This window comes from Phyllobacterium sp. SB3 (genome assembly GCF_040009165.1).
Lineage (GTDB): Bacteria > Pseudomonadota > Alphaproteobacteria > Rhizobiales > Rhizobiaceae > Phyllobacterium.
In genome coordinates, this window is record NZ_JBDYKI010000008.1 from 166,180 (window position 1) to 191,334 (window position 25,155).

Annotated in this window: 23 protein-coding genes; 3 read left to right on the plus strand and 20 right to left on the minus strand. The window is 54.4% G+C overall.

What is annotated here, in order from left to right:
- Positions 1-111 precede the first annotated feature (111 nt).
- The 10 genes from ABKW30_RS24195 to ABKW30_RS24240 form a co-directional block, all read right to left on the minus strand.
- The gene (locus ABKW30_RS24195) at positions 112-1,296 is read right to left on the minus strand and encodes a Hint domain-containing protein (RefSeq protein ID WP_348601501.1); all 1,185 of its coding nucleotides are present in this window, start codon (positions 1,294-1,296) and stop codon (positions 112-114) included.
- A gap of 55 nt (positions 1,297-1,351) precedes the next feature.
- Complete coding sequence (locus ABKW30_RS24200) at positions 1,352-2,053, minus strand: outer membrane protein (protein WP_348601502.1); 702 nt, start codon at positions 2,051-2,053, stop codon at positions 1,352-1,354.
- A 145-nt stretch (positions 2,054-2,198) separates the two neighbouring features.
- A complete protein-coding gene (locus ABKW30_RS24205) occupies positions 2,199-3,368 on the minus strand; it encodes a hypothetical protein (protein WP_348601503.1) in 1,170 nt (389 codons plus the stop codon).
- A gap of 20 nt (positions 3,369-3,388) precedes the next feature.
- Positions 3,389-4,711 (minus strand): glycosyltransferase family 1 protein, encoded by a 1,323-nt coding sequence (locus ABKW30_RS24210; RefSeq protein WP_348601551.1) that lies wholly within the window; start codon positions 4,709-4,711, stop codon positions 3,389-3,391.
- A 42-nt stretch (positions 4,712-4,753) separates the two neighbouring features.
- Positions 4,754-5,620, minus strand: coding sequence for an FkbM family methyltransferase (locus ABKW30_RS24215; RefSeq protein ID WP_348601504.1), 867 nt, complete (start codon positions 5,618-5,620; stop codon positions 4,754-4,756).
- A gap of 42 nt (positions 5,621-5,662) precedes the next feature.
- Entirely contained in the window at positions 5,663-6,892 is a 1,230-nt protein-coding gene (locus ABKW30_RS24220; RefSeq protein ID WP_348601506.1) for a polysaccharide biosynthesis/export family protein, read from the minus strand.
- A gap of 3 nt (positions 6,893-6,895) precedes the next feature.
- On the minus strand, positions 6,896-7,885 hold the full coding sequence (locus tag ABKW30_RS24225; RefSeq protein WP_348601507.1) for a helix-turn-helix transcriptional regulator: 990 nt from the start codon (positions 7,883-7,885) through the stop codon (positions 6,896-6,898).
- Positions 7,886-8,350: 465 nt separating this feature from the next.
- Complete coding sequence (locus ABKW30_RS24230; RefSeq protein WP_348601508.1) at positions 8,351-8,623, minus strand: hypothetical protein; 273 nt, start codon at positions 8,621-8,623, stop codon at positions 8,351-8,353.
- A gap of 628 nt (positions 8,624-9,251) precedes the next feature.
- A complete protein-coding gene (locus tag ABKW30_RS24235) occupies positions 9,252-9,602 on the minus strand; it encodes a DMT family protein (RefSeq protein ID WP_348601509.1) in 351 nt (116 codons plus the stop codon).
- Positions 9,603-9,732: 130 nt separating this feature from the next.
- Positions 9,733-10,830 (minus strand): HPP family protein, encoded by a 1,098-nt coding sequence (locus ABKW30_RS24240; RefSeq protein ID WP_348601510.1) that lies wholly within the window; start codon positions 10,828-10,830, stop codon positions 9,733-9,735.
- 281 nt (positions 10,831-11,111) lie between these two features.
- Between ABKW30_RS24240 and ABKW30_RS24245 the strand changes: the two genes are divergently transcribed.
- Positions 11,112-11,879, plus strand: coding sequence for a hypothetical protein (locus ABKW30_RS24245; RefSeq protein WP_348601512.1), 768 nt, complete (start codon positions 11,112-11,114; stop codon positions 11,877-11,879).
- Between the two features lie 15 nt (positions 11,880-11,894).
- Here ABKW30_RS24245 and ABKW30_RS24250 read toward each other — a convergent pair whose 3' ends face one another.
- Genes ABKW30_RS24250 through ABKW30_RS24280 form a run of 7 tightly spaced genes read right to left on the minus strand, consistent with a single transcriptional unit; the run spans position 11,895 to position 18,755 of the window.
- The gene (locus tag ABKW30_RS24250) at positions 11,895-12,809 is read right to left on the minus strand and encodes an ATP-binding cassette domain-containing protein (protein ID WP_348601513.1); all 915 of its coding nucleotides are present in this window, start codon (positions 12,807-12,809) and stop codon (positions 11,895-11,897) included.
- Positions 12,806-13,621, minus strand: a complete 816-nt coding sequence (locus ABKW30_RS24255) for an ABC transporter ATP-binding protein (RefSeq protein WP_348601514.1) — start codon at positions 13,619-13,621, stop codon at positions 12,806-12,808. The genes ABKW30_RS24250 and ABKW30_RS24255 overlap by 4 nt, the downstream gene beginning before the upstream one ends.
- A complete protein-coding gene (locus tag ABKW30_RS24260) occupies positions 13,618-14,511 on the minus strand; it encodes an ABC transporter permease (RefSeq protein WP_348601515.1) in 894 nt (297 codons plus the stop codon). The genes ABKW30_RS24255 and ABKW30_RS24260 overlap by 4 nt, the downstream gene beginning before the upstream one ends.
- On the minus strand, positions 14,508-15,488 hold the full coding sequence (locus ABKW30_RS24265; protein WP_348601516.1) for an ABC transporter permease: 981 nt from the start codon (positions 15,486-15,488) through the stop codon (positions 14,508-14,510). The genes ABKW30_RS24260 and ABKW30_RS24265 overlap by 4 nt, the downstream gene beginning before the upstream one ends.
- 52 nt (positions 15,489-15,540) lie before the next feature.
- Complete coding sequence (locus ABKW30_RS24270; protein ID WP_348601517.1) at positions 15,541-17,193, minus strand: ABC transporter substrate-binding protein; 1,653 nt, start codon at positions 17,191-17,193, stop codon at positions 15,541-15,543.
- 22 nt (positions 17,194-17,215) lie between these two features.
- Positions 17,216-18,241, minus strand: a complete 1,026-nt coding sequence (locus tag ABKW30_RS24275; protein WP_348601518.1) for a glycoside hydrolase family 3 protein — start codon at positions 18,239-18,241, stop codon at positions 17,216-17,218.
- Between the two features lie 34 nt (positions 18,242-18,275).
- Positions 18,276-18,755, minus strand: a complete 480-nt coding sequence (locus ABKW30_RS24280; RefSeq protein ID WP_348601519.1) for a GNAT family N-acetyltransferase — start codon at positions 18,753-18,755, stop codon at positions 18,276-18,278.
- A gap of 236 nt (positions 18,756-18,991) precedes the next feature.
- Here ABKW30_RS24280 and ABKW30_RS24285 point away from each other — a divergent pair, with 236 nt between their 5' ends.
- Positions 18,992-19,312, plus strand: coding sequence for a PepSY domain-containing protein (locus ABKW30_RS24285; RefSeq protein WP_348601520.1), 321 nt, complete (start codon positions 18,992-18,994; stop codon positions 19,310-19,312).
- A gap of 26 nt (positions 19,313-19,338) precedes the next feature.
- Positions 19,339-19,935, plus strand: coding sequence for a general stress protein (locus ABKW30_RS24290; protein WP_348601521.1), 597 nt, complete (start codon positions 19,339-19,341; stop codon positions 19,933-19,935).
- 48 nt (positions 19,936-19,983) lie between these two features.
- Here the strand turns inward: ABKW30_RS24290 and ABKW30_RS24295 are convergent, their stop codons facing one another.
- From ABKW30_RS24295 to ABKW30_RS24305, 3 genes are read right to left on the minus strand one after another with little or no spacing between them, the layout of a single operon-like run.
- Positions 19,984-23,133, minus strand: a complete 3,150-nt coding sequence (locus tag ABKW30_RS24295) for an efflux RND transporter permease subunit (protein WP_348601522.1) — start codon at positions 23,131-23,133, stop codon at positions 19,984-19,986.
- A complete protein-coding gene (locus ABKW30_RS24300; protein WP_348601523.1) occupies positions 23,130-24,347 on the minus strand; it encodes an efflux RND transporter periplasmic adaptor subunit in 1,218 nt (405 codons plus the stop codon). Before ABKW30_RS24300 ends, ABKW30_RS24295 begins: the two co-directional genes overlap by 4 nt.
- A 20-nt stretch (positions 24,348-24,367) precedes the next feature.
- Positions 24,368-25,066 carry a TetR/AcrR family transcriptional regulator gene (locus ABKW30_RS24305; RefSeq protein ID WP_348601524.1) on the minus strand — a complete coding sequence of 233 codons (699 nt, stop codon included), beginning with the start codon at positions 25,064-25,066 and terminating at the stop codon, positions 24,368-24,370.
- Between the last annotated feature and the right edge of the window lie 89 nt (positions 25,067-25,155).

The window sequence follows — 25,155 nt, forward strand, 5'->3', positions numbered from 1 at the left end:
GAATAACTTCTAATGCGTAAATCGACCCCTGCTTTGCACAGTAGAGGTCGATTCAAGGTTAAGAAAGTACGTGGGGTGCGTTGACTGGAGTAAAACGCGCCCCACGATATATTAAGAAACCTTGGCTTCGTCGGTTTCGTAGCCAAGTTCTACTTCGCGCTCCGTGATGATTGCGCGTGCTGCATCCACAGCCGGGCCGGAGTAAGCAAGCGGATAGCAAGCCTTGGCATCATATGCCTTTGGCGAGGTGAACTGCAGAACACCCGGCTCCAGGAATACATGACGGTTGCCGAGATCGAGATAGGTCTCTGCCATGGCACCATTTGCCCAGATCACATCATGCTGTTCGAGTTCAACATGATAGTAGTCGATTGGGTTGAGGGTGATCGGCTGGCTGACGGTGGTTCCGTTGATCAGCAGCTTTGCGGGTACCAGCGATCCATTGACGAACATGCAATGGTCTGGCGAGACATAGAGATCACGTGAAGGCATGTCTTCCGCAATGGCACCGGCCAGAATGCGGACCGGAAGATCATTGCGCGGCTTGTCCAGAGTCTTCGGGTCGATGGCACGATTGCCAACCCATTTCACTGCGACAGTGCCATTGTTAAGGCTGGAAATCAGATCACCGGCCTTGAGACGCTCTACTGCGATTTCACCTGTTGGTGTTGCAATAAGCGTACCGCGAACGAAGCAAGGTGTAAGGAATGTAAGTGTGTCTGTATCATTGCTGTAAGTATAAGTGGCACCAGCCGGAATGTCGTAGGAAGCAATCGGCTGCAAGATGCCCAACGGTCCGTAAAACGTTACCGTGTTGCCAACTTGACCGACACTTGCCGATCCAATGACAGTGACGCGGTCTCCATTGTCAACATTCACAATATCCGGTGGACTGCTGAGGGCAATGTTGAGAAGACCGGAGTCGTAGACGAAGTGTCCATTGCCATTCGCATTCAGGAAGTCAACGGTGGTGCCATCAAGAAGGGAGGCGCTGATAAGTGCAGCCTCGATTGTCAGGCTGGTGCCATCGCCGATCATGTAATGGAATGTTGAACCCGCCGTAACACCCGCGAGAGTAGTGTCAACGACAAGGTCAGCGCCGTTCTGCAGAATCAGGGTGGTGCTTGTCAGGACACCGCCGCCGATAAGATTTGTCAGGGTCAGGTCGACGCCATCGATGATCAGTGTACCATTTGAAACCAACCCAAGTTCGAGGGTATCTCCATCCTGTGCACCACTACCGGCATCGATTGTCTGTGTCGTATTACTGATCAGATTGAGGTTAATTAGAGCCATAGTTATCCCGCTCCTGTTAAGAGTTAATTTATCATAGTACTGCTGTTAATTAGGGTCAGAACTTGTAGTTCAGACCAATGCGAATGCTATGAAAGTCCGGCGAAGCCCGTGTTGAAACGCCTTCGCTCTCGACGCTGTAATCACCGAAATTGATGTATTGATATTCAAGCTTGGCAGTTACATGGTCGGTGAAAGCATGTTCAACACCTGCACCGGCAACCCAGCCTGCACGTGTTTTCTTCTCATTCAGGAACTCGTCGCCATCGGCTGAAATCTTGTACTTGACCCGGCCATAGGCAAGACCACCCGTACCGTAGATCAGAGTGCGATCCCAGGCATAACCGACGCGGGGACGCAGTGTACCATACCAGTCGATGCTCGACTTGGCGCGAAGATCAACGCCGACGAGTTCGCCAGAGGTCTTGTCATCCAGCCCCGCACCCTGAAAGTCTGTTTCGATACCGAGAACAAAGTTATTAATCTGGTAGTTATAGCCGATCTGAGCACCACCGACGAAACCGCTCTGTTCGATCTTGCCGATATTACCGATGAAATCCCCACCACTGTGGATACCCACGCGGTCGTCACCACCGAAGCCGTAGCCGGCATTCACACCCGCATAAAAACCTGTCCAGACAAAACCCGGATCAGCGAAGGTAGCTTCGGGAGCACTTTCAATGACAGCATCAGCGGCATGCGCGCCCCCCGAAACAACCAATGCTGACAAGAATAGACCGATAACGTTGAAATTCCGCATGAGATTCACCTTTGAATGTGCAACTTCAACTTATATTCGCACAGAATAAATACTGTGAATACAATATAGTTAGAGCAATAATGCTAAAGATATTCGTTAAATGTGCTTAATTGACGTAATATGTATTGCATAGAGTGGTGATTGATTATTGAGCGCTGGCTTGGCTGGCTTCCTTCGATTCTGCTGATATTGCCAGCGCGGATGCCACATTCTTTTCAGGATAGTGATCAGCTTTCTCAAAGCGGGCATCTGTCCCGGAATCTTCGTCCGGAATCAGCTCAACTGACCAGTGAGCTATCGAGCCTTCAATAGCGCCGCTTTCTGTGAATAGACGAATTTCTATCGGTTCCTTGGCACGCTCTACCAGAAATTGCGCTTCAGCAATGAACGATCCCGTTTGAGAAGGGCGTATGCGAATCTTGCTCAGTAGCTCTGAATTATGGATTTCGATGGTGAATATCTGGCCGTATATTTCATTATCGATACGCAGGGAAAAACGAGCAGTCCATTCGCCGGGAGGCAAATGAAAATATGGACCATAAATGACGCAACGTGCACGGCCGACAAGCTCGATTTCGTTGACTATATTTGCGCCTTCCTTATCAGCCAGCAGAAAAGTCTGCAGGGGCCAGATCATTTGCCTTATCGGGGTTCGCATGATCGAGCCATCAAGCGGCTTGAGCACATCCAGCGCAATCGCCCGTATTTCCGGCGAAATCCCCTCATATTCGGTGCCGGGAGCCATGTAATGGGCGTCGAGCATTTTGGCAGACTCTTCAAATGTCGGAATGCGCGAGAGGTCGGGCTTCGGTCGGGAAAAATCAGTGCCGAGCTTTTCAAGACAGCGGACGATACCTTCTTTGGAGAGATTGATTCCAAGGGTCCGGCAGAAATGACCAAGGATGCGGTGTATTTGTACGGGTCCCATTTTTTGCCGCTGGACAGCCACGATCATCGGGTGTGAACGAATTTGGGAGATACAGGCTATGCTCGCCGACATTGCCCGCACCAGCGGAATATCGGTTGTGCCCGTCGTTTGTGAAAGCCAGTTCAGCGCATCCATTACGCCTTCGGTAAAAACAAGGTAGGGGGCTCTCGTTCGCATCAGGAACGCGCAAAGCTCCTGATCCGGATAATGCGATGTAACAATCATCGCTTTGCCGGTCCGGTTCCGCCATGCTTCCTGCAACTCGGGCAGCGTCTCGACTTCTACAGTATCGCAATCGCCAAAGACTTCACGGGCAATAGCTTCAAGTGCAGCAGTGCCCCAGGAAAACATCGTGCCGGGTAATCCAAAGGCGACGAAAAGCGTCATTCTACATCGGCCTCCCTTGTTCAACTCCCCAGCAGGTCATCATAGAGAGTAGCGATTGCCTGCTGATAGCGCTCGGGCGAAAATTGGGCAGCCTGTTTCGGGCCAAGCTCTGCAAGATGGTCGCAAAGGTCCTGATCGTTGGCAAGCGCACGCACGGCATTGCGCAGGGAGTCAGTATTATATGGATCGATCAACAGTGCTGCATCACCGGCGATTTCCGGAACAGAGCCCTCGGTCGAAGTCAACACAGGTGTGCCAAGCTGCATGGATTCCAAAACTGGAAGGCCGAACCCTTCGTATAGGGAAGGGAACAGGACGGACCGCGCGCCCCTGACAAGGCTGACGAGCAGATTGTAGGAGACAAAATCAAAGCGGTGGATTCGTCTGCCCGGCGTTATCCGGTTGTCCTGTTGAAGGAAGAAACGAAAGCGATCATCTTCAATCAGGAGTTGTGTTTGATCACCCTTCCAGCCCGGTGCGCCTACAATGATCAGTGGGTAATCGACCTTGGCTGAAAGGTAAGCTTCGACGAGGCGCGAAAGGTTTTTCTTGGGTTCGAATGCGCCGAAAAAGAGGAAGTACTTTTTCCAGTCCAGATTGAATATTCCGGCAATCTCGTCTGCGGCCACATCCTGCGGTTTTTCACGCAGTTCAAGCGGTACATGAACAGCCTGATATGTATTGGTTACCCGGCTTTCATCCACGCCAAGAAACCGGATGATATCCTGGCGGGATGTTTCGGACACCGTGACCACGTGATCGACGGATTTTACCAGATGGCTCAGCATCTTGTAGTGATACCGTTTATTGTCTTCCGTCAGGTAGGGCAGGCGCAACGGCACGAGATCATGAATCGTGCAAATGTTCAGGGCTTTTCTCGCGCGCATCGGTATCGGATAGGTGCAATGGAGAAGATCCGGTCTGTGATCGAATGAAAGCGGCAGGCTCTTGCCAAAATTCTTGAAGTGCTGCCGTGCAGTGGCGAACAGGTCGTTATTCGCATAAAGATAATCAGAGTCCAGTACATTCCCCTGCAGGGATTTCAGGATGACCGTTCCGTTCAGCTCAACATGTGTTGGCGTGACACCGAAGGGAGCACCGACGCGGCGTCGTGCCCAGCGTTTACCGAGTGCAACAGGGCCGAGTTTCCTGTTCGAATTGTCATCAAAAAGCACGACTTCGCGTAAAGCCGGATTGCGCGGCAACTTGCTTTGGACACTGTGTACAATTCCGGTTTGATGGCCAAGGCTCCGGACAGTCTGAATTAAACCACGCGTATAGGTGGCAACGCCTGTTCCCTTTTGCAGGGATAGATTAAGTCCATCGTAGAGGACGGTTTTCACCAAGGCGGCATCCTTTCAAGTGATACTTCAAGGCCAATGGCCTCATGCGGGTTCGTTGTCCGAAAGCACAAGCAGCCAATCCTGGCCATAGTTCTGTGTCATCAACTCGTGGGCCGTAACCGGTTGAGCAAAGCCTTTGAAATCGAGACGCCGGATCTTTCCATAAATGTTTGTGAGCCTTTCGATGAATTGAGCGCTGTTTGCTGAGCGCGCCGCGTTGAACTCCACCACGATCATAGGCCGGTGACGCGCTATCGTCTCATCCATGGCGGAAAAGATGTTTTCTTCCGCGCCTTCCGCATCGATCTTGATAAAGTCAATCCGATCCAGCGGCGTACACAGCGCGTCCATGGTAACAGCGGGAATTTCAAGCAGATAACCGCCTTGTTGATTGGCGCTCTCGACATTGAAAGCACCGGATACAACCGTCGCGTTTTTGGGTTCGTGATCCCGGATAAACAGGCTTGCGTTACTGGAACCGGCTCCGCCGAGAACCATTTCAATAACGTCGCTGCGAGGAGTAAATCCGTTCAGGTCGAGACTTCTTTTTAAAAAGTCCGCCGCATGTGGATTGGGCTCTACCGCTATCAGTTTTCCCGCTTCACCGACAAGCTCGGCCAGCAGCACCGAGTAGTAGCCAAAGTTTGCACCGACATCGATGGCCGTCATGCCCGCCCGAACGTTTCGGGCGCAAAACTGCGTCAGCCAGATTTCCCAGTAGCCGTCGAGCAGAATATGCGATCCGAAGCCGCGGTCCCGCGTATCGATATAGAGTTTATATCGACCAAGCACACGGGCAATTGCAGTGTGATCACCCAAATAGGCACTATCCGCCAGTTCCAGTATGGCCGCTTCGAGATCGAGGCGTTTCAAATTCGCTATCTCGTGCAAGTGAAGCAATGATGGCATGCGCTATCTCATTCCAGTACGCGGTAATAGACAAGAACAGTTTCAGAGGCGCCCTGCAGTTATGCCGAATGACGTTGCATTGATTGCAGGTGAACTTACGCCCTGGAAGATAGCCATGATCTTCTGCACATCTGCACCAGCCGCATTGGCGATATAGATCACGTCGCGAGGCTGGATTTCGAAGCGCTGCATGGAAAGCATCACATTGGTGTCGCGCATATTGAAGCGGTACACCACAGGGATGTATTCGCCCTTGCCAAGAAGTGGGTTACCCTCCGGAATAAAGCGTCTGGCGATGGATGCCAGCTCGTAACGCAGCACGAACACACCGCTCGCATCTGCGCGCTGATCGTTCAGACCGGCTGATTTAGCCAGCGCATCGGCCATTGTTATGCGGGACGCGTCAAACGGGATTTCCGCATTACGGCCTGCCGCACCAAACACCAGGAATGTACGTGGTTCACGGACCACGGTGATCATGTCTCCCGAGCGCAGCCGGACATTTTCTTCCGGATTTTCCAGCATGACATCAAAGGGAACACGTGCAACCACACCGTTACGGGTCAGCCCGACCATGCTATCGCTGGCTGCAGCACGAATACCACCGGCGGTTGCAATGGCGTCGAGCACCCGTTCACCCGCGCCTGTGAGTGATATTCTTGCGCCGGAAGCAACTTCGCCGGTTACGGTTACCGCATTGGCGGTACTGCGCTGAATGGTTACCAGTGCCTGCGGCTGGACTGCCTTGCCCTCAAGCGCCTTGGTTATCTGCTGTTCGACCTGGGTTGGTGTGTTTCCGGTGACCTTGATGCGCCCCGCATAGGGTACGGCGATCGTTCCATTGCCCGAGACAGTCTGTGCCGGGATACTCGTGGAGCTGCCCGTTGGCTGCTGGAATCCGGCCATTGTGATGTTTCCGCCGAAGAGGCTGCCGGGAGGTGCTTCCCAGATGTTGACCGCCACAACGTCACCCACAGCAATACGCAGATCACTTGAACGTGGTCCCGCGCCAAACTTGGCAGCAAGACTTTCCCGTGGACGGGTTCCCGCATAGGTCAGTATGTCTTTGCCTATGTCGACAAGGGCGTAGTTCGGGTTGGTCGAGGTTTTCCGCTGGTTGAGAACATCGCCTGTCGTCGGTCCTGATCGCGGAATACACCCCGAAGCGGAAAGGGCCATTGCTACCATAAGTGGTAAAACAGTCATCCTGACCATGGTGAGTGGTTTTGTCGGAGGCTGGCTACGCAAGGTACAAAAAAGCATTCGCGACATGTGTCAGGTATTCTTTTCATGAAAGCGCATCATAGCCGACGGGCTCATTCCATAGGCATTGCGATAAAGCGACGAGAAGCGTCCGGGATTGGAGAACTGCAAATGAATGGCAAGGTCTGTGACATTGCGTGCACTGCCACTCAGAATGGCTTCATGCGCTGCTGACAATCTATACTCGCACAGCACGTGCATTGGACTTGTATCGCGATATTCCTTGAACATTCTCTGTAATGCGCGCGCACTGCAACCTGCCGCATCGGCGATGCTGTCGAGGGTCACGGCATTATGGATGTTCTCGCGCATGAAAGCCTCAGCCCGCTGCAGATAGCGTGGCGAAATCCGACGGCCTGCCAGATTGTTGAGGGTATTGACGTTGTCAGGTTTTGTCATGAACAGTTTCGCAAGTAGTAGGCGTTCATAGACGTTGGTCAGGACGTCTCTGGTCGAATTGGTCGCGTTAGCCAGATCTTCGCTGACGTAACAAAGCGTTTGGTACAGAGCTGCGGCACCGCCCGTGCGGAAGTCATGAAGAGGTGCAAAAGCCTGCTCCTGGAAATAGGGTCTGTGCATCAGGCGCTCGAAATATTCCCGGAGTGTCGTAATCGGAACCCGATACGCTACCCAGGAAGACCCAGGGTGGATTTTTGCCTTCACATCTGGCCGGTCGATGATGCTGGTTGCATTGCCGGCTACCAATGTCTGTATTTTTCGCTTCTTCATGTCGACGAGATCAATAGTTCCCTTGATCACAAAGAGAAAACTGAGGGTTGAAGAAGCTCCTTTAGAGATCATCTCCAGTCGGCCATGGGTATCGCCATAGATAATTGTCGTTTGGTGCAGTTTATAAAGGTTACGACTGTATCCAATATTGCCTTTATCGTCGCTATAAGAGGACCAACGCCACTTCTCATCCGGAGCCTCAGCATCCCGATCAGTATCGTCTGGTACAGTCAAAGACTTGTAATCAGCTCTACCTAGAGAATTGTCGTACATACTTCCTCCAATTACCTATACCCTGTTAACCAGTTTCATTAGAAACTAATGCTCAGTTCTTTAACCAAAGGAATTTATTTGCAATTTTATCAATATTGTACAGTTCATTAAGAATAGCTGCATTCAAAATTCGTAAACAATCCGATTTACAACTTTCTCACCTAGAGACTGCTTCATCGCCTTACATATGGCAATAATTTTTTTTCAATAATACGCAGACAAAGCGATTTTAACTCAAGATGTTTGACGAGAAATTACTTTTTGGCGCTTATAATACTTTCTTGTCGTAATATGTATGTTTGCTTAATGCCAGAAACCGAACGGATATATGAATATACTATTCAAGTTCGAAACATCCGGCGGATTTTGGCCGAAAGAATCGCAACCTATCGCGCAGGGACGTTTTACGTCCGACGCAATTTGTCCAAGGGCCGGGTTTTGTCAGGGTAGTATGGATTGACGTTATCAGTCCTGATTCTCAGGATTGAGAGGGGAGGCTTCTATCGCAGCCTGTATTGTCCGCGAAGTAACGGACGGGCGGGCGCGGTTGGCCGCATCGATCATTTCATTCGTCGGATCACGAAGAACGTCATAGACGACGGGCAGAGCAACACTTGCATAGTCACGATAGGTTTGACGGATAAAGTCCGGGATTTTTTCCCACTCCTGGGTTCCCGTGCTGCGGTAAGCATGAATAGCTTTTGCCACTGCTTCTATTAGTCTTTCATGTCCCGTCATCAGCTTATTCTCGTCATTTTTTGAACTGCCTCCGCCAACGGGACAGTCTTCCTCCAGGTAAATTCAGTCCAGAAGTCATTAATTACAGGGGGATTTGATTATTTAATGCAATGTCTACAAGCATGTCTTTGCTAATTAAGATGTATTATGGTTACTATCAGTTGTATTGAGTTGTCTCGCCATGGGCAGTTCAGTACATAATGATTCTGACATGCTTTATTCATTTAAGCCCTGCTCCCTGCGGAGTGTAATGATGCGGAACCTCGATCAAGAGATCATATGTCACGAGTGCAAAACCAGTCATACGACGGTCCCGGATGAAGATGAGGATGGCGCGCCGGTGCATTGTGCTGAGTGTGGCGCCTTCATGTGTTTATGGGGCGATATAGTGTTCAGCGATACGCTGACGATGAAGAAAGCGTAGTCGTGCGGCAGAATGTACTGAGCTTGACAGTAGTTTTTTACGAAAGCGCTCTCCCCTTACTTTGTTTTTCTGCTTTCGGCACTAATCGCAATGCAACTGTATATTGTTAGCCCGCCTTTTTGCGATCTGTCATCCCCGGCTTGAAAAAAAGAGGCTGGAATTGTCGCAGTTTTGCGACAATCCAAGACAGATTCCGTAATTCTATCAAAGAGGTCCTTTGAATACGAAGAATGCGCCACCACAAATCATCGCAAAGCCGACTGCGTGATTGACCGTTATCTTTTCACCGAGATAGACCACTGAGAACCCTGCAAAGACCACCAGGGTGATGACTTCCTGTATGGTTTTCAGCTGAGCTGCCGAATAGACTTCATGACCGTAACGGTTCGCCGGAACCGCAAGACAGTATTCAAAAAACGCGATCAACCAACTGACGACAATGACCAGCATCAAGGACCTGTTGCCGAACTTGAGATGACCGTACCACGCGAATGTCATGAATACATTCGATCCGAGGAGCAGGAGGATAGGGCGGATATAATCGAAAGACGGCATGGAGACCTCTACGGGGTTACGGGGCTGCACGCTGATATCAGAGTCCCTCATACCGGACGATGGGTAACAACTTCGCGCTTCGCAATTTCCATGCACTGCAACTCTTCGGCAACGCGTTAGGGTTCTGACCCTAAAGATAAGAGTTGAAAGCAACGCCAAGAAGATCAGTCTGGGTTATCAATCCCAGGACATGACCGGATTCGTCGACGATGATCACGGCATGGGTTTTCCCATCGGTCAGCATGGGCAGCAGCTTCATGGCATGATCGTCGGCTTTAGCTGTAACCGCAGTACTGATCGATCCCTTGATTGCCGATCCTGCACTTGCCAGCTCACGCAGGCCTATTGTGCCAAGCAGCCGCCCTGAAAGATCCAGAACGGGAAGGGCGCGCACATTATGCTCAAGCAGCAAGGTCCGTGCATCTTCCGCACTCGCGTCCTCGGAAACCTTTATCACGTCGCGTGACATGATATCCCCGCACAATAATGCGCGATGCCGCCGCACTGCCGCCTGAATCTGGACCTCCCGGAGCAATACATCGAGATCGCTTCGTTCTATGTCGAATGTCTCGTCCAATGCTTCGAGGGCATTGTCGACATCTTCGCTTTGAAATCCCGAACGTAATGTTGCCGGCGGGTCCTGCGTCCCATGGGTATTGGCAGCGGGCGCGGTTGGCTTGTGCGGGTAGGTACGTCCTGCAAGCTTGTGGAACAGAATGCCCAGCGCAACGAGCAGCACGGAATTAAGCGCAACCGGCACGAACGGAAACAGAAAGCCTGCCGATATGACCGCAGGTCCGCCGATAACTGCCGTCAAGGCAGCAGCGCCGCCGGGCGGATGCAGACAGCGGGTAAATGACATCACGGCAATGGCCAGGGCAACCGCGAGAGCAATTGCCAGCTCCGGCTGAGGTACAAAATGGGCGACAGTAACGCCGACCAGTGCCGAGATCGTATTGCCGCCTATGATCGGCCACGGCTGTGCCAAAGGGCTGGCAGGAACAGCAAAAAGCAGGACTGCGGAAGCGCCAACAGGTGCAACGATTAAAGGGATTGCAGGCCCGGCACCAAACACGATGCCGCAAATCCATCCAGTCAGGCCTATACCGATCAACGCCCCGATGCAGCCTATCATTCGCTCACGCAGTGTCGCCCCGGCCAGTATAGGCACAAACAGGCGGAAGCGCTCGGTGCCATCCGGACCTTTGGAAAAGAAGAATTGGCGCATGGGAAATTCCGGGCGACTTTCGATCTGATATCCGCATCTACGGTGTAGAGAGGGCAATGAAAAGGGATTTCATACTCGTCCCGGGCGAATATCAGCAAAAAAATTTCAGAATTGAAGCAGGCGTCGCTTGGCTGGAAGGCAGTTGAAGCAACGATCTTGCGGTCTCTTCGCTCTGGTAACGAAATACCAAGGAAGCCCTGTCAGGTTAGGAAGTATCGCGATTCGATATTTCCGACTTTGAACCAGACCGCGCAAGACGGACTGAACACGGCAGGACTGAAATGGCCCAGAAAAAGCGCCGCACTCGCTCACCATCCAGATCACCGAAGCGATCCTCGTCGCGGTCGTCGCAGCGTTGGTCGCCCATCGGCCTCTTGCTCGCTGTCGCGGTCATGGGTGGTGTTGGCTTGCTGACTTACTGGGAGCAGACAAAAAACTCGCCCGCAAGAAGCTCCAGATCTGTTGCAAGTTCCACAGCAGATAAGGCTCCATCCGTGGCGGCAAGGTCTGAGCCGGAGGCGAAACAGGTTGCAAGAACACGAACGCGCCAGGACAATAGCCGGGTAGAGAGCCAGCCTGTTCCTGTACCACGCCCCTTGGTCGCTGTAGGTATGCCAAAACAAAATCCTGCTGCGACCAAACCTGTGCAGCAAGCCTCACTGCAGCCCATGCAACGCCCGCAAACTGCTATTGGTCCCATCGCGAGAGCGGTTGCGGAGCCACCCCGCGGTGTCAATATGCCCGGCATGGCGCCCTCGGTGGTTTACGCCCGGGAAAAGTTGATCTTGCGCCGTACAGCATCGGTCGCTTCCGCATCGACAGGCTCTGTCGAAAAAGGACGTGAAATGCGCTCGTACAGCAAAGCCGGCAAGTGGCATCATATCGCCGTCCCCACAACCGGCATTATTGGCTGGGTGCATGAGGATATGCTTGTACCGGGAAAACATCCTGCCGGTGTTTCCGGCATGACAACGGGCGCGATATCAAGCGCGCCCAAATCCACACAGGGGCAGGCGGTTTATCCACCTCGCGCGGTTGGCAATCAATAGAGCGCCCGCCCGATTTTAAGCGCCTACCTGCCGGATGAAATGATCCGTGTCGATGCAGATCGACCTTGTGTCCGGAACGGCGGAAATGCGGCGCACCTCGTCCACATCTGAAGTCTGGAGATGCGCTTTTGGATCATCGAAGCGGATTTCCGGATCAGGCACCGCCGAAAGCAGCAGTTTGGTATAGGGGTGCTGCGGGTTGTCGATGACCTTGTTGATATTGCCCCACTCGACGATCTGTCCGGCATACATAACAATGATGTCTTCAGCGACATAGCGTGCTGTGGCGATATCATGGGTAATGTAGAGCAGTGCCAGTTTCAAATCGCGCTTCATCTCGTTGAGAAGGTTGAGCACGCCCAGCCGCACCGAAACATCCAGCATGGAAGTCGGCTCATCCGCCACGATGACTTCCGCACCGACTGCCAGTGTTCGGGCAATATTGACACGCTGGCGCTGCCCGCCGGAAAGCTCGTGCGGGTGCTTGGGAGCGACGAGGGCAGGATCGAGCTTCACCCGCTCCAATAGCTCGTTGACCGTTGCATCAATGTCTTTGCCCTTCAGATCACGCCGATGCAGTTGCAGCGGACGGCGCAGATGATAGGCGATGGTGTGCGCCGGGTTGAGAGACGAGAACGGGTCCTGAAAGATCATCTGCACCGAGCGCCGGTAATCGGCCAATGCCTTTGTATTACCGGTCTGCACAGGCTTGCCTTTGAAGATCAGCTCACCCTCATTGGGTTCATATTCCCGCATCACCAAACGTGCGCAGGTGGTCTTGCCACTTCCCGATTCCCCGACAAGCGCCAAGGTGCGGCCGGGATGAAGTTCGAATGAAACCGCCTGTGCTGCCTTGACCAGATATGGCACGCTACCGAAAGTCTTGGACACGCGGTCAAGCTTGAGGATTGGTTCGCTGCCTGCGCTCATGATGCGAAAGCCTCCGCAGTCTTCGACCCATGCAGCGACGGGAATGAAGCCCATAGTTTCTTGGTATAATCGTGCTGCGGCGAGGCATAAATTTCCTGCGCTGTATTCTGCTCGACAAGCTTGCCTTCCAGCATGATGCCGATGCGGTCACAGACCTGTACCATCAGGCCAAGGTCATGTGTGATAAACAGCACGGAAAAGCCGAGCCTCTTGCGCAATTCATTGACGCGCTGAAGAATTTCCCGTTGTACCACCACGTCAAGCGCTGTTGTTGGTTCGTCCATGACAACGATCTTCGGATTGAGCGCCAAACATATGGCGATGACGATACGCTGGCGCATGCCGCCGGAAAACTGATGCGGATAATCGCTCATGCGGTCCGGCTGGATATCTACCAGCCGCAGCATTTCCGCCGTGCGTTCACGCGCTTGTTTGCGGTTCATGCCCTGATGGGTGCGAAGCACGTCATAGAACTGAGCTTCGACGCGTAAGACAGGATTGAGCGAGTTCATGGCGCTCTGGAAGACCATCGCCACCTCACGCCAGCGGAAGCTGCGCAATGCCTGCATGTCGAGATCGAGCACATCGCGACCCTCCAGCAATATCTGCCCGCTGCGAATGAGTGCCGGGGGCTTGTGCAAACGGCTGATGGCGAAGGCAATCGTGCTCTTGCCGCAGCCGGATTCTCCGGCAAGCCCGAAAATTTCTCCGGCAGCAACATCGAAGCTGACATTATCGACAGCGCGAAAATCGGTCTTCTCGCCAATATAATCGATGGTCAGGTTCTTTATGGATAATAGGGGCTGAGTCACAGGCGGCCATCTCCCGAACGGATCAATGCGGTCCAGCGGTTAAGCCGGTTTCCGGTACGAAGTCGCGGATTGGCGATTTCGTCGACAGCGAAGTTCAGCAATGACAAGCCGATGCCAAGCAGCGCCAAGGCAAAACAGGGCGTCAGGATGTCCCACCATGCGCCGACGGAAAGCGCGGAGGCTTTCTGTGCATTATAAAGCATCATGCCCCATGAAACGGTCTTCGGGTCGCCAAGCCCGAGAAATTCCAGCGTCGCTTCAGTGATGATCGCGAAGATAACGCTACCGATGAAGTTGATGCCAACAATGGAGATCAGGTTCGGGAAAATCTCGAACATCATGATGCGCCAGCGCGGCTCGCCCATCATCTCTGCGGACTTGATGAAGTCCTTGTGCTTGATCGAAAGCGTCTCAGCACGGGTCACGCGAGCGCCCCACGCCCATGACGTAAAGCCAAGGATAATGGCAATCACCAGCGGGCTTGCCTGTCCGATGAAGGACGCGAGCACCAGCAACAGCGGCAGGTTGGGTACGACGAGCACCATGTTGGTGAAAAAGCTGATTACCTCGTCCGTCTTGCCGCCGCGATAACCGGCGATAATGCCAAGCGCTGTGCCAAGCACCGTGATCAGCAGGCCAGCGCCAAAACCAACAGCCAATGAGGTCTGCGCACCATGGATAAGCCGGGAGAAGACATCCTGTCCGATACGCGTTGTTCCGAGCCAATGATCGGCTGATGGCGGCTGGTGCGGCCTGCCGACGCGCGAAGCAGGATTATACTCTGTCAATAATGGCGCAGCCAATGCCACGATGACGATGAAGGCAATGATGATCATGCCGATCAGCGCTTTGCGGTTGCGTGTCAGACCGGTGAAAAGCACCTTGATCATGACGTACCCCGCAGACGCGGATCGAGCAGGACATAGCTGACATCAACGATGAAATTGGCAACAAGCATTGCGATAGTCATGATCAGAAGCTGCCCTTGGATAACGGGGTAATCGCGGGCAAGGATCGCCTGATAAAGGATGTTGCCAAGACCCGGATAGTTGAACACGACTTCAGTTACGAGTGAGCCGCCAAGTACCATACCAATGGCAATGGCTAAGCTGCTGACTGTGGGCAGTAGCGCATTTCGGGCGGCATACCAGAGCATGACACGGCTGTCGGAAAGGCCCTTGGCGCGGCCCATGACGATATAGTCTTCGCCAAGCAGGTTGATCATGTTGTTGCGCATCGTCACGGCAAAGCCGCCGGTAAGCACGGTGCATAGCGTCAGCATAGGCAAGATGCCGTGATAGAGAAGGCTGCCGATATAAGTCAGCGAAAAGCTCGGATCGAGCGATGGATCGGCCGCATAGCCGGTCGGGAACCAGCCAAGCGTAAAGCCGAAGAAGAACAAGACGATGAGGGAGGTCACGACTGCTGGCACGGAGGTCGCGAAGATCGCACCGACCGAGACCACAATGTCGAAAACGCTGCCGCGCCGCCACGCCGCCAGCACGCCCAGAAATGTGCCGAGCGTAAAGCTGACAATGGTTGCCGTCCCCATGAGGCCGACAGTCCAGATCAGCGCATTGCCAAGAACCGAGGTGACGGGCAGGGGGAAATATTTGATCGAGCGGCCAAGATCGCCGGTGAAGATGCTTTGCAGATAGGTCAGATATTGCTGCCATAGCGGGCCGTCGACAAAGCCGAAGGTCAGTTTCAGCGCTTCGAGATTTTCCGGGGAAAGCTCTGCGCCCGCGCTCGAGAACATGATCTGGATGGGATCACCTGGCATAAGGCGCGGCAGGAAAAAATTGATCGTGGCAGCCGCAATGAAGGCTGCCAGATAGAATCCAAAACGGCGGATCAGGAAAGCCATATGCTTCTCCAAAAATGCGGGAGCGGCGTTGCGGCCGCTCCTGCTGGTCAACTCAGTTGACTGGCTTCAATGCGAGAAGGTGAAGCAGACGCGCCGGATTCGTGCGGCTGATGGTCGGGTTCACGAACGGATTTTCCTCAGTCGACCAGCCTGTAAAGCGCTTTGTATTATACTGATACCAATTGGGGTTGTTGTAGACAGGAAGCATGGGAAGGTTTTCGGCGACAATGCGCTGTGCCTTGTTCATTTCTTCCTTTTGCGCTGCCGGATCGGCAGTTTTGGTAAAGTCAACGAGCGCCTTGTCGAGATCCGTGTTGAACCAGCGCTGGGCGGTAAAACGGGTCTTGCCCTTGTCTGTCGGGTTATAGGCGCGCTGGTAAGGATAGTAAGGCGAGGCCGCTGCCGGAAGACTGTTGATGGCCATGTCGAACTTGCCGCCGATCAGGTTTGCAGTCCACACGGCTTCTTCCGGTGTAGCAACCTTGGCGTCCAGCCCGGACGCCTGAAGTCCTTCAATGGCGATCTGCACCGTGTCGATCCAGTCGGTCCATGCACTTGGCACGATGACCGTGAACGAGATTTTGCTGCCATCCGGATTATCGCGGAAGCCATCGCCATCCTTGTCGACATAGCCTGCCTCATCGAGCAGCGCCGCTGCGGCATCCGCATCGTGCTGGCCGAACTTGCCAAACTCTTCGATGACCTTCGGATCGGACCAGCTCTTGTAAAGCTCACCCAATCCGGAAGGGTCTTCATTCAGTGTCGGATAGCCGTAGCCCGCGACATCCACCATCGCCTTGCGGTCGAGCGACATGCTCACCGCCTGACGGAACTTGATATCATTGAACGCCTTGCGGTTGGCTTCATTGGCTGTTTCGAGATTGAACAGGAAGGCAACCATGCTGCTCGGCGTGTACCAGAAGTGGAAATGTTCCGGGTCCTTGGCGACATAGGTGTTTTCAACATCGGGGATAAAGGAGACACCCCAATCCAGTGTGCCGCTGGCGGTCGCGGTGAGAATCTGGTTGTTGTCCGCAAGCTGGGGCAGGCGCATGCAATCGATTTTCAGTGTCGCAGCATCCCAGTAATTCGGGTTGCGGCACTGGTCGTAAGTCTGGCCGGTAAAGCGCGGAATCTCGGTCAGCGGCCCGCTGCCAACCGGAGTTTCATTGGCGTATGTGACCGGCTCGGCAATATCCTTCCAGACATGCTCGGGAACGATTGGAACCTGTATCAGCTGTTCGGCCGCAAGCGAGCTTGGATTGACCAGTGTGAACTTGATTGTCTGTGCATCAACGGCTTCAACACCATCGATGAACTTCCAGATACTGACGAAATCGAGCGCCGGGAATTTCTTCAGGTAGTCATAGGTGAACTTCACATCGGCAGAGGTGAGCGGCTTGCCGTCCGACCATTTCAAATCGGGACGCAGCTTGAATTCGATGCTCTTCAGATCGTCGGCAAGCTTGTAGCTTTCTGCCAGACGATAGCTCGGCTTGTTATTGTCAAAACGGTTGAAGATGACGAGCGGCTCATAGATGAAGTCGAGCGTGCTCTGGCGCGAGGATGTCTGGTTGAACGGATTGAAGTTGCGGACCCATGTGGTTGCGGGTTCGATGTTGGCCGTCAGCACTGTCTGCGCTGCCGCTGGGCCGGAGAGCAGGACAAGTGCCGATACGGCGCTGAGCAAAGTGTTCTTGAACATTATGTTCCCCTTATTATTGGCTTTAGCTGACAAGGACGCTTGCGAACATTTCTTCCACTTGCGTATGTGCTTCGGTGACATTGACCTTCAGTGAGCCGAGACGCGCTTTACCCGCATTGATCCGGCGGATGGCTTCTTCGGTCAAAGGCCGGGAAGCCTTGGCGGCTGCCTCGCTGTCTGCAAGGTCGCCATGGCTGTGCAGGGCAATATCGTAGCCCGCATCGAGAACCTGCTTGACGCGTTCGGGCATGGTGCCCTCCAGTGCATTCATGAAAATGCAATCGGAAATCAGCACGCCGTCATAGCCAAGTTCATTGCGGATGACATCGAGCATGGTCGGCGAAACCGAAGCGGGCAGCTCCTTGTCGAATGCCGAATAGACGACATGCGCCACCATGGCCCAAGGCGTATCCTTGAGGTCAACGAAGGGTTTGAAATCCGTGGCACGTAGCAGTTCCTTGCTTGCATCAACGACAGGACGCTCCTTGTGGGAGTCGAGCGTTGCGCGGCCATGGCCGGGAATGTGCTTGATGACCGGCATGTTGCCGGTTTCAAGCAGCCCGTCGACAACCTCGCGGCCAAGCGCCGCCACCAGTTCCGGATCGGCGCTGAAGGAGCGTGCGCCAATGACGCTGCTTGTCGTTGCGAACACCAGATCAAGCACGGGTGAGCAGCCGCTGGTCAGCCCCAGTTCGCTCATCATCGTGCCCATGGCGCGGGAGGAAAGACGCAGCGCCTTCTTGGCAAGCTCAAGATCGCGATGTGCCAGCTCAGCAAACTCGCCAAAGCTGCGGAAAGATGGCCAGGGTCCGGCGTCGAGATGCTGCACGCGTCCGCCTTCCTGATCTGTAAACACCGGCGCATCGTCACGGCCTACGGCCTCGCGGAAACTCTCGATCAGAGCCTTGACCTGTGCCGGTTCCTTCTGGTTGCGGCGTCCGACGAAGAGGCCGTAAGGGTTGGTTTCACGAAACAGGGCGATCTCATCTGCCGAAAGCGTCGTGTTCGGAATGCCGACAAAAAGGGCGAGAGGCGTGGATGTGGACAAGTCTTTTACTCCGGTTGGGTAATCGTGCGTTCGTTCAGCTTCGCTTGGCGCGCAGCATGCCTTCATAGATGCCCTTGTCGGGCGCAGGGATGGTGATGGCGCCGACTGCATCGGCATAAAAATCGACAGGTCCGGCATCGCCAATGATCGCATAGGCATAGCCGGTGGATTTCATGGCTTGCAGGGAAGCTGAAAGGAGTGCGGCACCTATGCCTTTGCCGCGGCTATCCGTGTGTACGCCGGTCGGGCCAAAGAAGCCGCGTGCGGTTGTATCGTAACAGGCGAACCCGACGAGCTTGCCTTCAGAGACAGCGATGAGACATGCGGATGGCTGGCGGGTGATAGCAACGGATGCTTCACTTGCCCAGTTGGCGCTGAAATTGTCACGCACCCATTCTACCACCAATTGCATTTCGGGAGCGAGCACGGGACGGATAATTGCATCGACGGAGCGTGTCTTTTTTTCCAGATCGGACAATCTGTCATTATAAAGACTTACCAGCAGGTCAGGCAAACATCGCTCCTCTTCGAAGTTTCCATTATTATGGAATATATACCCTTTTAATGTAATACATTTGGATTTTTGACTGCACTTGTCAATTGTTTTGTTGGCGTTGCATTTTTAGCGGGTTCCGCAAATTTGAAAAAATAAACCTGTCTTCTATCACCTGAAAATCAGGAACCTCACCTCGACCCACGGGTTAGCCTTTCAGACGGCTGACAACACAGTCGCGAAATATGGAGGTTCATATGAAACGTATTGCACTCGCGCTAGGGGCTCTTTCGATTGCTTCACTGGCTTATGCCCAGGAGGCGCCCAAACCTGCCACGGAAGCCGAAACTCCAGCAGTTGCCACGCCGGATGAAACCAATCCTGCTGCGCCTGTTGCAGGTGAAAACAGCTTCACTGAGACGCAAGCCAAGGAGCGCATCGAAGCCAAGGGCTACACATCCGTAACCGGGCTCGTGAAAGGCGAGGACGGCATCTGGGCGGGCACAGGCTCAAAGGATGGAAAGTCCTTCGAGGTCAAGCTCGACTATCAGGGCAACATCACTGAAGCCGCAAAATAATCAACAAGAATCCAGGGAGATCAGACATGCAAACTGTAACAGGACTATATGACAATCACCACGATGCACGTGCTGTAGTTGAGCAACTGGAAGATGCAGGGATTGCATCCTCCGATATCACCATTGCCGGGCGTGATGGTGAGGGCGGCGAGACCTATGCAGGTGAAGGTGCAGCAGCCGGTGCCGGGGTCGGCGCGGTGGTCGGCGGCACAGGCGGGCTGCTTGCCGGTCTTGGTATGCTCGCAATTCCGGGCGTAGGTCCAGTCGTTGCGGCAGGTTGGCTTGCAGCAACTGCTGCGGGTGCGGCCGCTGGTGCCGTTGCCGGCGGCGCGGCTGGCGGGTTGATCGGGTCACTCACCAGTTCCGGCGTCGATGAAGATGACGCGCATGTCTATGCGGAGGGTGTCCGTCGCGGCAGTACCTTGGTATCTGCCCGTGTCGAGGATGAACAGGCGGAAGTGGCCCGCTCCATTGTCAACAATAATGCGCCGGTAGATTTGGAAGCCCGCCGCTCCATGTATCGCGAAGAAGGCTGGGACCGCTTCGATGAGAAGAGCCCCGACTTCACCGAAGAGGAACTCGCACGCGAACGCGACAGGGTTCGTGATTACCGCCCGCTGTAATTTTACTGGCGGACATAAGGAAAGAGCGCCCCGCAGGGCGCTCTTTTTCTATTCGGCAGCTTCGGTGATGATCCTTGCCGGATGTATCAGCGGGACCGGACTGCTGGCATAAACATGCTCCACATGCGGTTCGTCCGGCTTGTTCGGCCGCATCGACCAATGAAATGCCCGGCCCATCCAGTGGCTGAGATCGTCCATGATCGTGTAGAAGGACGGCACGAACACCAGTGACAGTACGGTCGAAACCAGAAGGCCGCCAATCACCGCAATCGCCATCGGGGCACGGAATTCACCGCCATCACCAAAGGCCATGGCTGCGGGAAGCATGCCTGCCGACATGGCAATTGTCGTCATCACGATTGGCCGGATACGCTTGCGGCCCGCATCGATGATCGCCTCATTGCGCGGAATTCCGTGCTTCACTTCTTCGATGGCAAAATCGACAAGCATGATGGCGTTTTTCGTCACGATACCCATGAGCATCAAAATGCCGATGACCACCGCCATGGAGACGGAATTATTGGTCAAAAGCAGAGCCACGGCCACACCGGCAATCGACAATGGCAGCGACATAAGGATGGTAAAGGCGTGGAAGACGCTGCCGAAAAGCAGGATCAGCACCACGAAAACCAGCATCAGGCCCATGATCATGGCATCGCGGAAGCCTGCGAACACTTCGCCCATGACCTCGGCATCGCCGGTTTCCTGAATGCGCACGCCTTCCGGCATGGATTTCGTCTGCGGCAGGTTCTGGACGATGGAAAGCCCTTCGCCGATTTCCTTGCCATGCGCCATGTTTGCCCCGACAACAACCCGGCGTTCGCGGTTGAAGCGTTCAATGGAGGAGGGACCTTGGCCAAAGCTGATCTGGGCAATGGATTCCAGCGGCACGACCACGCCGGACGGCGTTGTCACCGTGAGCGTCTGGAGCACTGAAAGGTCACGCCGGGAATCCTCTGTCAGCTGGACACGGATCGGAACCTGCCTTCCATCGACCGTATACTTTGCAAGGTTCGCATCAAGATCACCCAGTGTGGCAACGCGCAACGCTTCGGAAAGCGCGGAGGTCGACAGGCCAAGTTCAGCCAACTTGTCCATGCGCGGTGTCACGATGATTTCGGGTCGGTCCAGTGCGGCAGTCGAGGATACAGCCTGAAAGTTCCCCGTCGCAGTCATGGCGCTTTGCAGCTGCCTTGCCTGCTGCGTGACCTTTTCACCGTCATTGCCGATAACGCCGACTGCAAATTCACGCTCGCCGCGATCATTGACGAAGTTGGCGCGCAGATCCGAGACTTCCGACAGCTTGTTGAAAATGTCGGTCTCTACTTGTTTCTGTGTACGATCACGCTCGGACTTGTGGCTGAGCTTGACGATCATTGTCGCACGTCTTGTATCCAGCGAACCTGTCGGAGACGCACCACCGGTTACATAAGTCTGCTTCACTTCCGGTATCTGGCGCACCAGAGATGCGGCCTGATCTGTGACCCGGCGGGTTTCTTCAATCGGTGCGCCCGGCGGCAGTTCAAGGCTGACGGCTACGCGTGCTTCGTCCTGTGGTGGTACGAAGCCCGCTGGCAGGAAGCCCATGGCCCAGATGGCAACAGCGAACAGTGCTACGCCGCTACCAAGCGTCAACCAGCGGAACCGCAGGGTAACGGTCAGAAAGCGGGTATAGGCTTTGATCCAGCCGGTCTCTTCCGAGCCGTGATGCAGGCTTTTGCCATCGCGCAACAGATAGGCTGTCATCATCGGCGTGATGAGACGCGCCACCAGCAGCGAGAAGAACACCGCCACGGCCACCGTCAAACCAAACTGCTTGAAATATTGTCCGGCAATACCGCTCATGAAGCTGACCGGTGCGAACACCGCGATGATCGTTGCCGAGATCGCAATAACCGCAAGACCGATTTCATCAGCAGCTTCGAGTGAGGCACGATAGGGCGATTTGCCGGATCGCATATGCCGCACGATATTCTCGATCTCGACGATCGCATCGTCAACGAGAATACCTGTTACCAGTGTAATGCCAAGCAGGCTGATCAGATTAAGCGAGAAGCCCAGCATGTCGATGGCCCAGAAAGTCGGGATGGCTGACAGGGGCAGGGCGACTGCGGCGATCAATGTTGCCCGCATATTGCGCAGGAACAGGAACACCACAATGATTGAAAGAATGGCACCCTCGATCAATGAACTCATGGCGGATTCATAGTTGCCATAGGTGTAATTGACCGAGTTATCGATCATGCTGAAACGCGTATCGGGGTATTTCTGCTGCAACTGGTCGATGCGTGCCTGCACGGCGGCAAAGACTTCCGTATCGCTGGCGCCCTTGGCCCGGAAGACCCCAAGCGAAACGACGGTCTGGTTATCGACGCGGGCGAAGGATTTGGGTTCTTCGTAAGAGTCGCTGACTGTCCCGAGTGCATCGAGACGCACCGAGCGTCCACCAGCCAGTGGAATTTCCACGGCACGCAGATCTTCCAGCGACCGCGAGCCGCCGAGTGTGCGAATGGTCTGCTGGGTATCGCCGAGATCGCCGCGACCGCCGGTCAGGTCCGCACTCATGGACTTCAGTGCACGGTTGACATCAGCTGCCGTTACACCGAGAGCAGTCAGGCGATCCGGATCAAGCGAGACGCGGATTTCGCGCGTGACGCCGCCATAGCGTTCCACCTTGCCAACCCCCTTGAGGCCCTGAATATCGCGAATGATCGTGTCATCCACGAACCAGGAAAGCTGCTCCGAAGTCATTGCCGGAGCTGAAATACCATAGGTAAGGATCGCGGAGCCTTCGACATCCACCGAGTTGATCAGCGGTTCCTTGATGGTGGCGGGAAGATCGTCACGGATACGCGAAACCGCGTCTTTGACATCGTTCAGTGCCTTTTGGGTGTCCACCTCAAGACGGAATTCCACCAGCGTGGTTGAATTGCCTTCGGTCAAATTGCTGGTGACATTCTTGACGCCCGTAATATTGGCGACGGAGTCTTCAACACGCTTGGCGATCTGCGTTTCAAGTTCAGTCGGTGCCACGCCCGGATCGGTGATCGAGACGGATATTAACGGCACATCGATATTGGGAAAACGTGTGATGGGCAGTTTGGAAAAGGCCATCAGGCCAAGCACGGTCAAAACGACAAACAGCAGAATTGACGGAACCGGATTGCGGATGGACCAGGCGCTTATGTTCCAGTTCATTTGACCGCCCCCGTCTGCTCAGCCGAAACACGAACCGGGGTAACATGGTCGCCATCGGCAACGAAGGTTCCGGCACGGGCAACGATTTCCTCGCCCTCGGCTAATCCTTCGAGTACTTCGGCGGAATGGCCGTTGCGGATACCGATCTTAACCTTGCGGCTCTCGATCACACCGTTCTTGACGACCTGAATAAGGGTCGCTGGTCCATTATAAACAATGGAGGAAAGCGGCACGTTGATACCGTCGCGGCGTGCGAGTTCGATGACCGCACGAGCAAAGTTGCCAGGGCGGATTGAAGGGTTTTTCTCAAGCGAGATTTTCACGGCACCAAGGCGTGAAGTCGCAGAGATTTCCGGCGAAATCAGGCGGATATTACCGGCAACTGGTTCTTCCATGCCGGACACGCGAACAGCAACAGACATGCCGGGCTTCAACAATGGCAGATCGACTTCAGGGATGTTACCGGCGAGTTCAAAATCATTGTCGCGTGCAATTCGGAAAAGTGGTCCCGCATTGGACGAGACGATTGCGCCGAGAAGGGCATCGCGGCTGAGGATCACGCCGCTTGCAGGTGCCCGCACATCGGCTTTTTCCAGCCGCAGCATGACATCGCGCTTTTGTGCGGCGACGAGTTGCAGTTGTGTTTGCGTTGCTACCAGCGCGTGCCGTGCCGTGTTCAGCTTGGCATTGGCGCTGTCATGGGCGTTGGTCGCATTGTCAAACTCGGCCTTGGATGTAAAACCCTTGGCACTGAGCGAACGGGACCTGTCGAGCGCTTCCAGCGCTTGCCGTACGGCAATTTCCGCATCGACAATCTGAGCTTCCGACTGCGCTATGGAAGCTGCGGCCTGTGCGCTTTGCGCTTCGATCTGGGCAAGCTGGATTTCCAGCGAAGACTTGTCGAGCCTTGCGAGAATATCGCCTTCCTTGACCACATCGCCCTGATCCGCATTGAGTTCGAGAACCAGCAGGCCCGCAACATCGGTGCCAACGGCCACTTCCTGACGCGGGACGATGGTTCCCGTGACGGTCAGCGTTGCCACCATCTCGTTTTTGCCGGCAGCGACCACATTGATCGAGGGGGCTTTGGTTTCGGTTGCTACCGGCGCTGCATCCTCTGCCATGGCTGTGACCGGCAGGGACAGGGCGAAGCTGATCGCCACAACGGAGGAGAAGAGAACTTTTCTGAAATTGCGGTGAGGGTGGCGGTTCATCTTGGAGCCTGGGGTGAGAGCTATATTTGCTTGTTTGTTGGTCGCAGGACGGCCGTTGCCAGTGCACGGAAAACCGGTTCCAATGCTTCGAGCGGCACGCCTTGAGCGGGAAAATTGCGAAGGATAATGCCTTCGCCCATCGCTGCGAGTGTTGCCACCGCAAATTCAAGATCGACAACAGGATCAATAAGACCAGCATCTTTGGCAGCGATGAACGCAGCAATCAGCTTTTCGCGCATCATCCCTTCATGCAGATCGCAGATTGCGGCCACTGCTTCGTTGCGGGCAGCCTCGGCGCGAACTTCCATGAAAAGCCGGGCATGGGCATCCGCAGGCCCAACGCCGCTTTCATCCATCGACATATGGCGCACATGCTCTATGCCAACTTTGACAACGGCCTCGATAATGTCATTCGTGCTGGACATGCGATCAAGGATCTCCGCGCTCTCGCGCCTATGTTCCGCACAAATGTGTTCGATAATGGCCTCTTTTGAGGGGAAATAACGATAAAGCGCCCCCGGGCTCATCCCGGCTTCAGAACAGATATCGTTCATGGATGCACCGCGGAAACCCGCACGGATAAAGCAGGCGGTCGCAGCATCAAGAATTCGTTCCACCTGTACTTCACGATTAGCCGCACGCTTGCCGAAAAGCCTCGTGACAAAGCAGCGCGAATCCTCGGCATCATCGCTGGATACAGCAGGGGCTTGTCGTGGCATTGTGTGATCGACCATCAGTCACCAGTTTTAAAAAAGAGAGAACGTTCGCTCTCATTTACATCGAGAGCCTCGCTTCGTCAATATGAGAA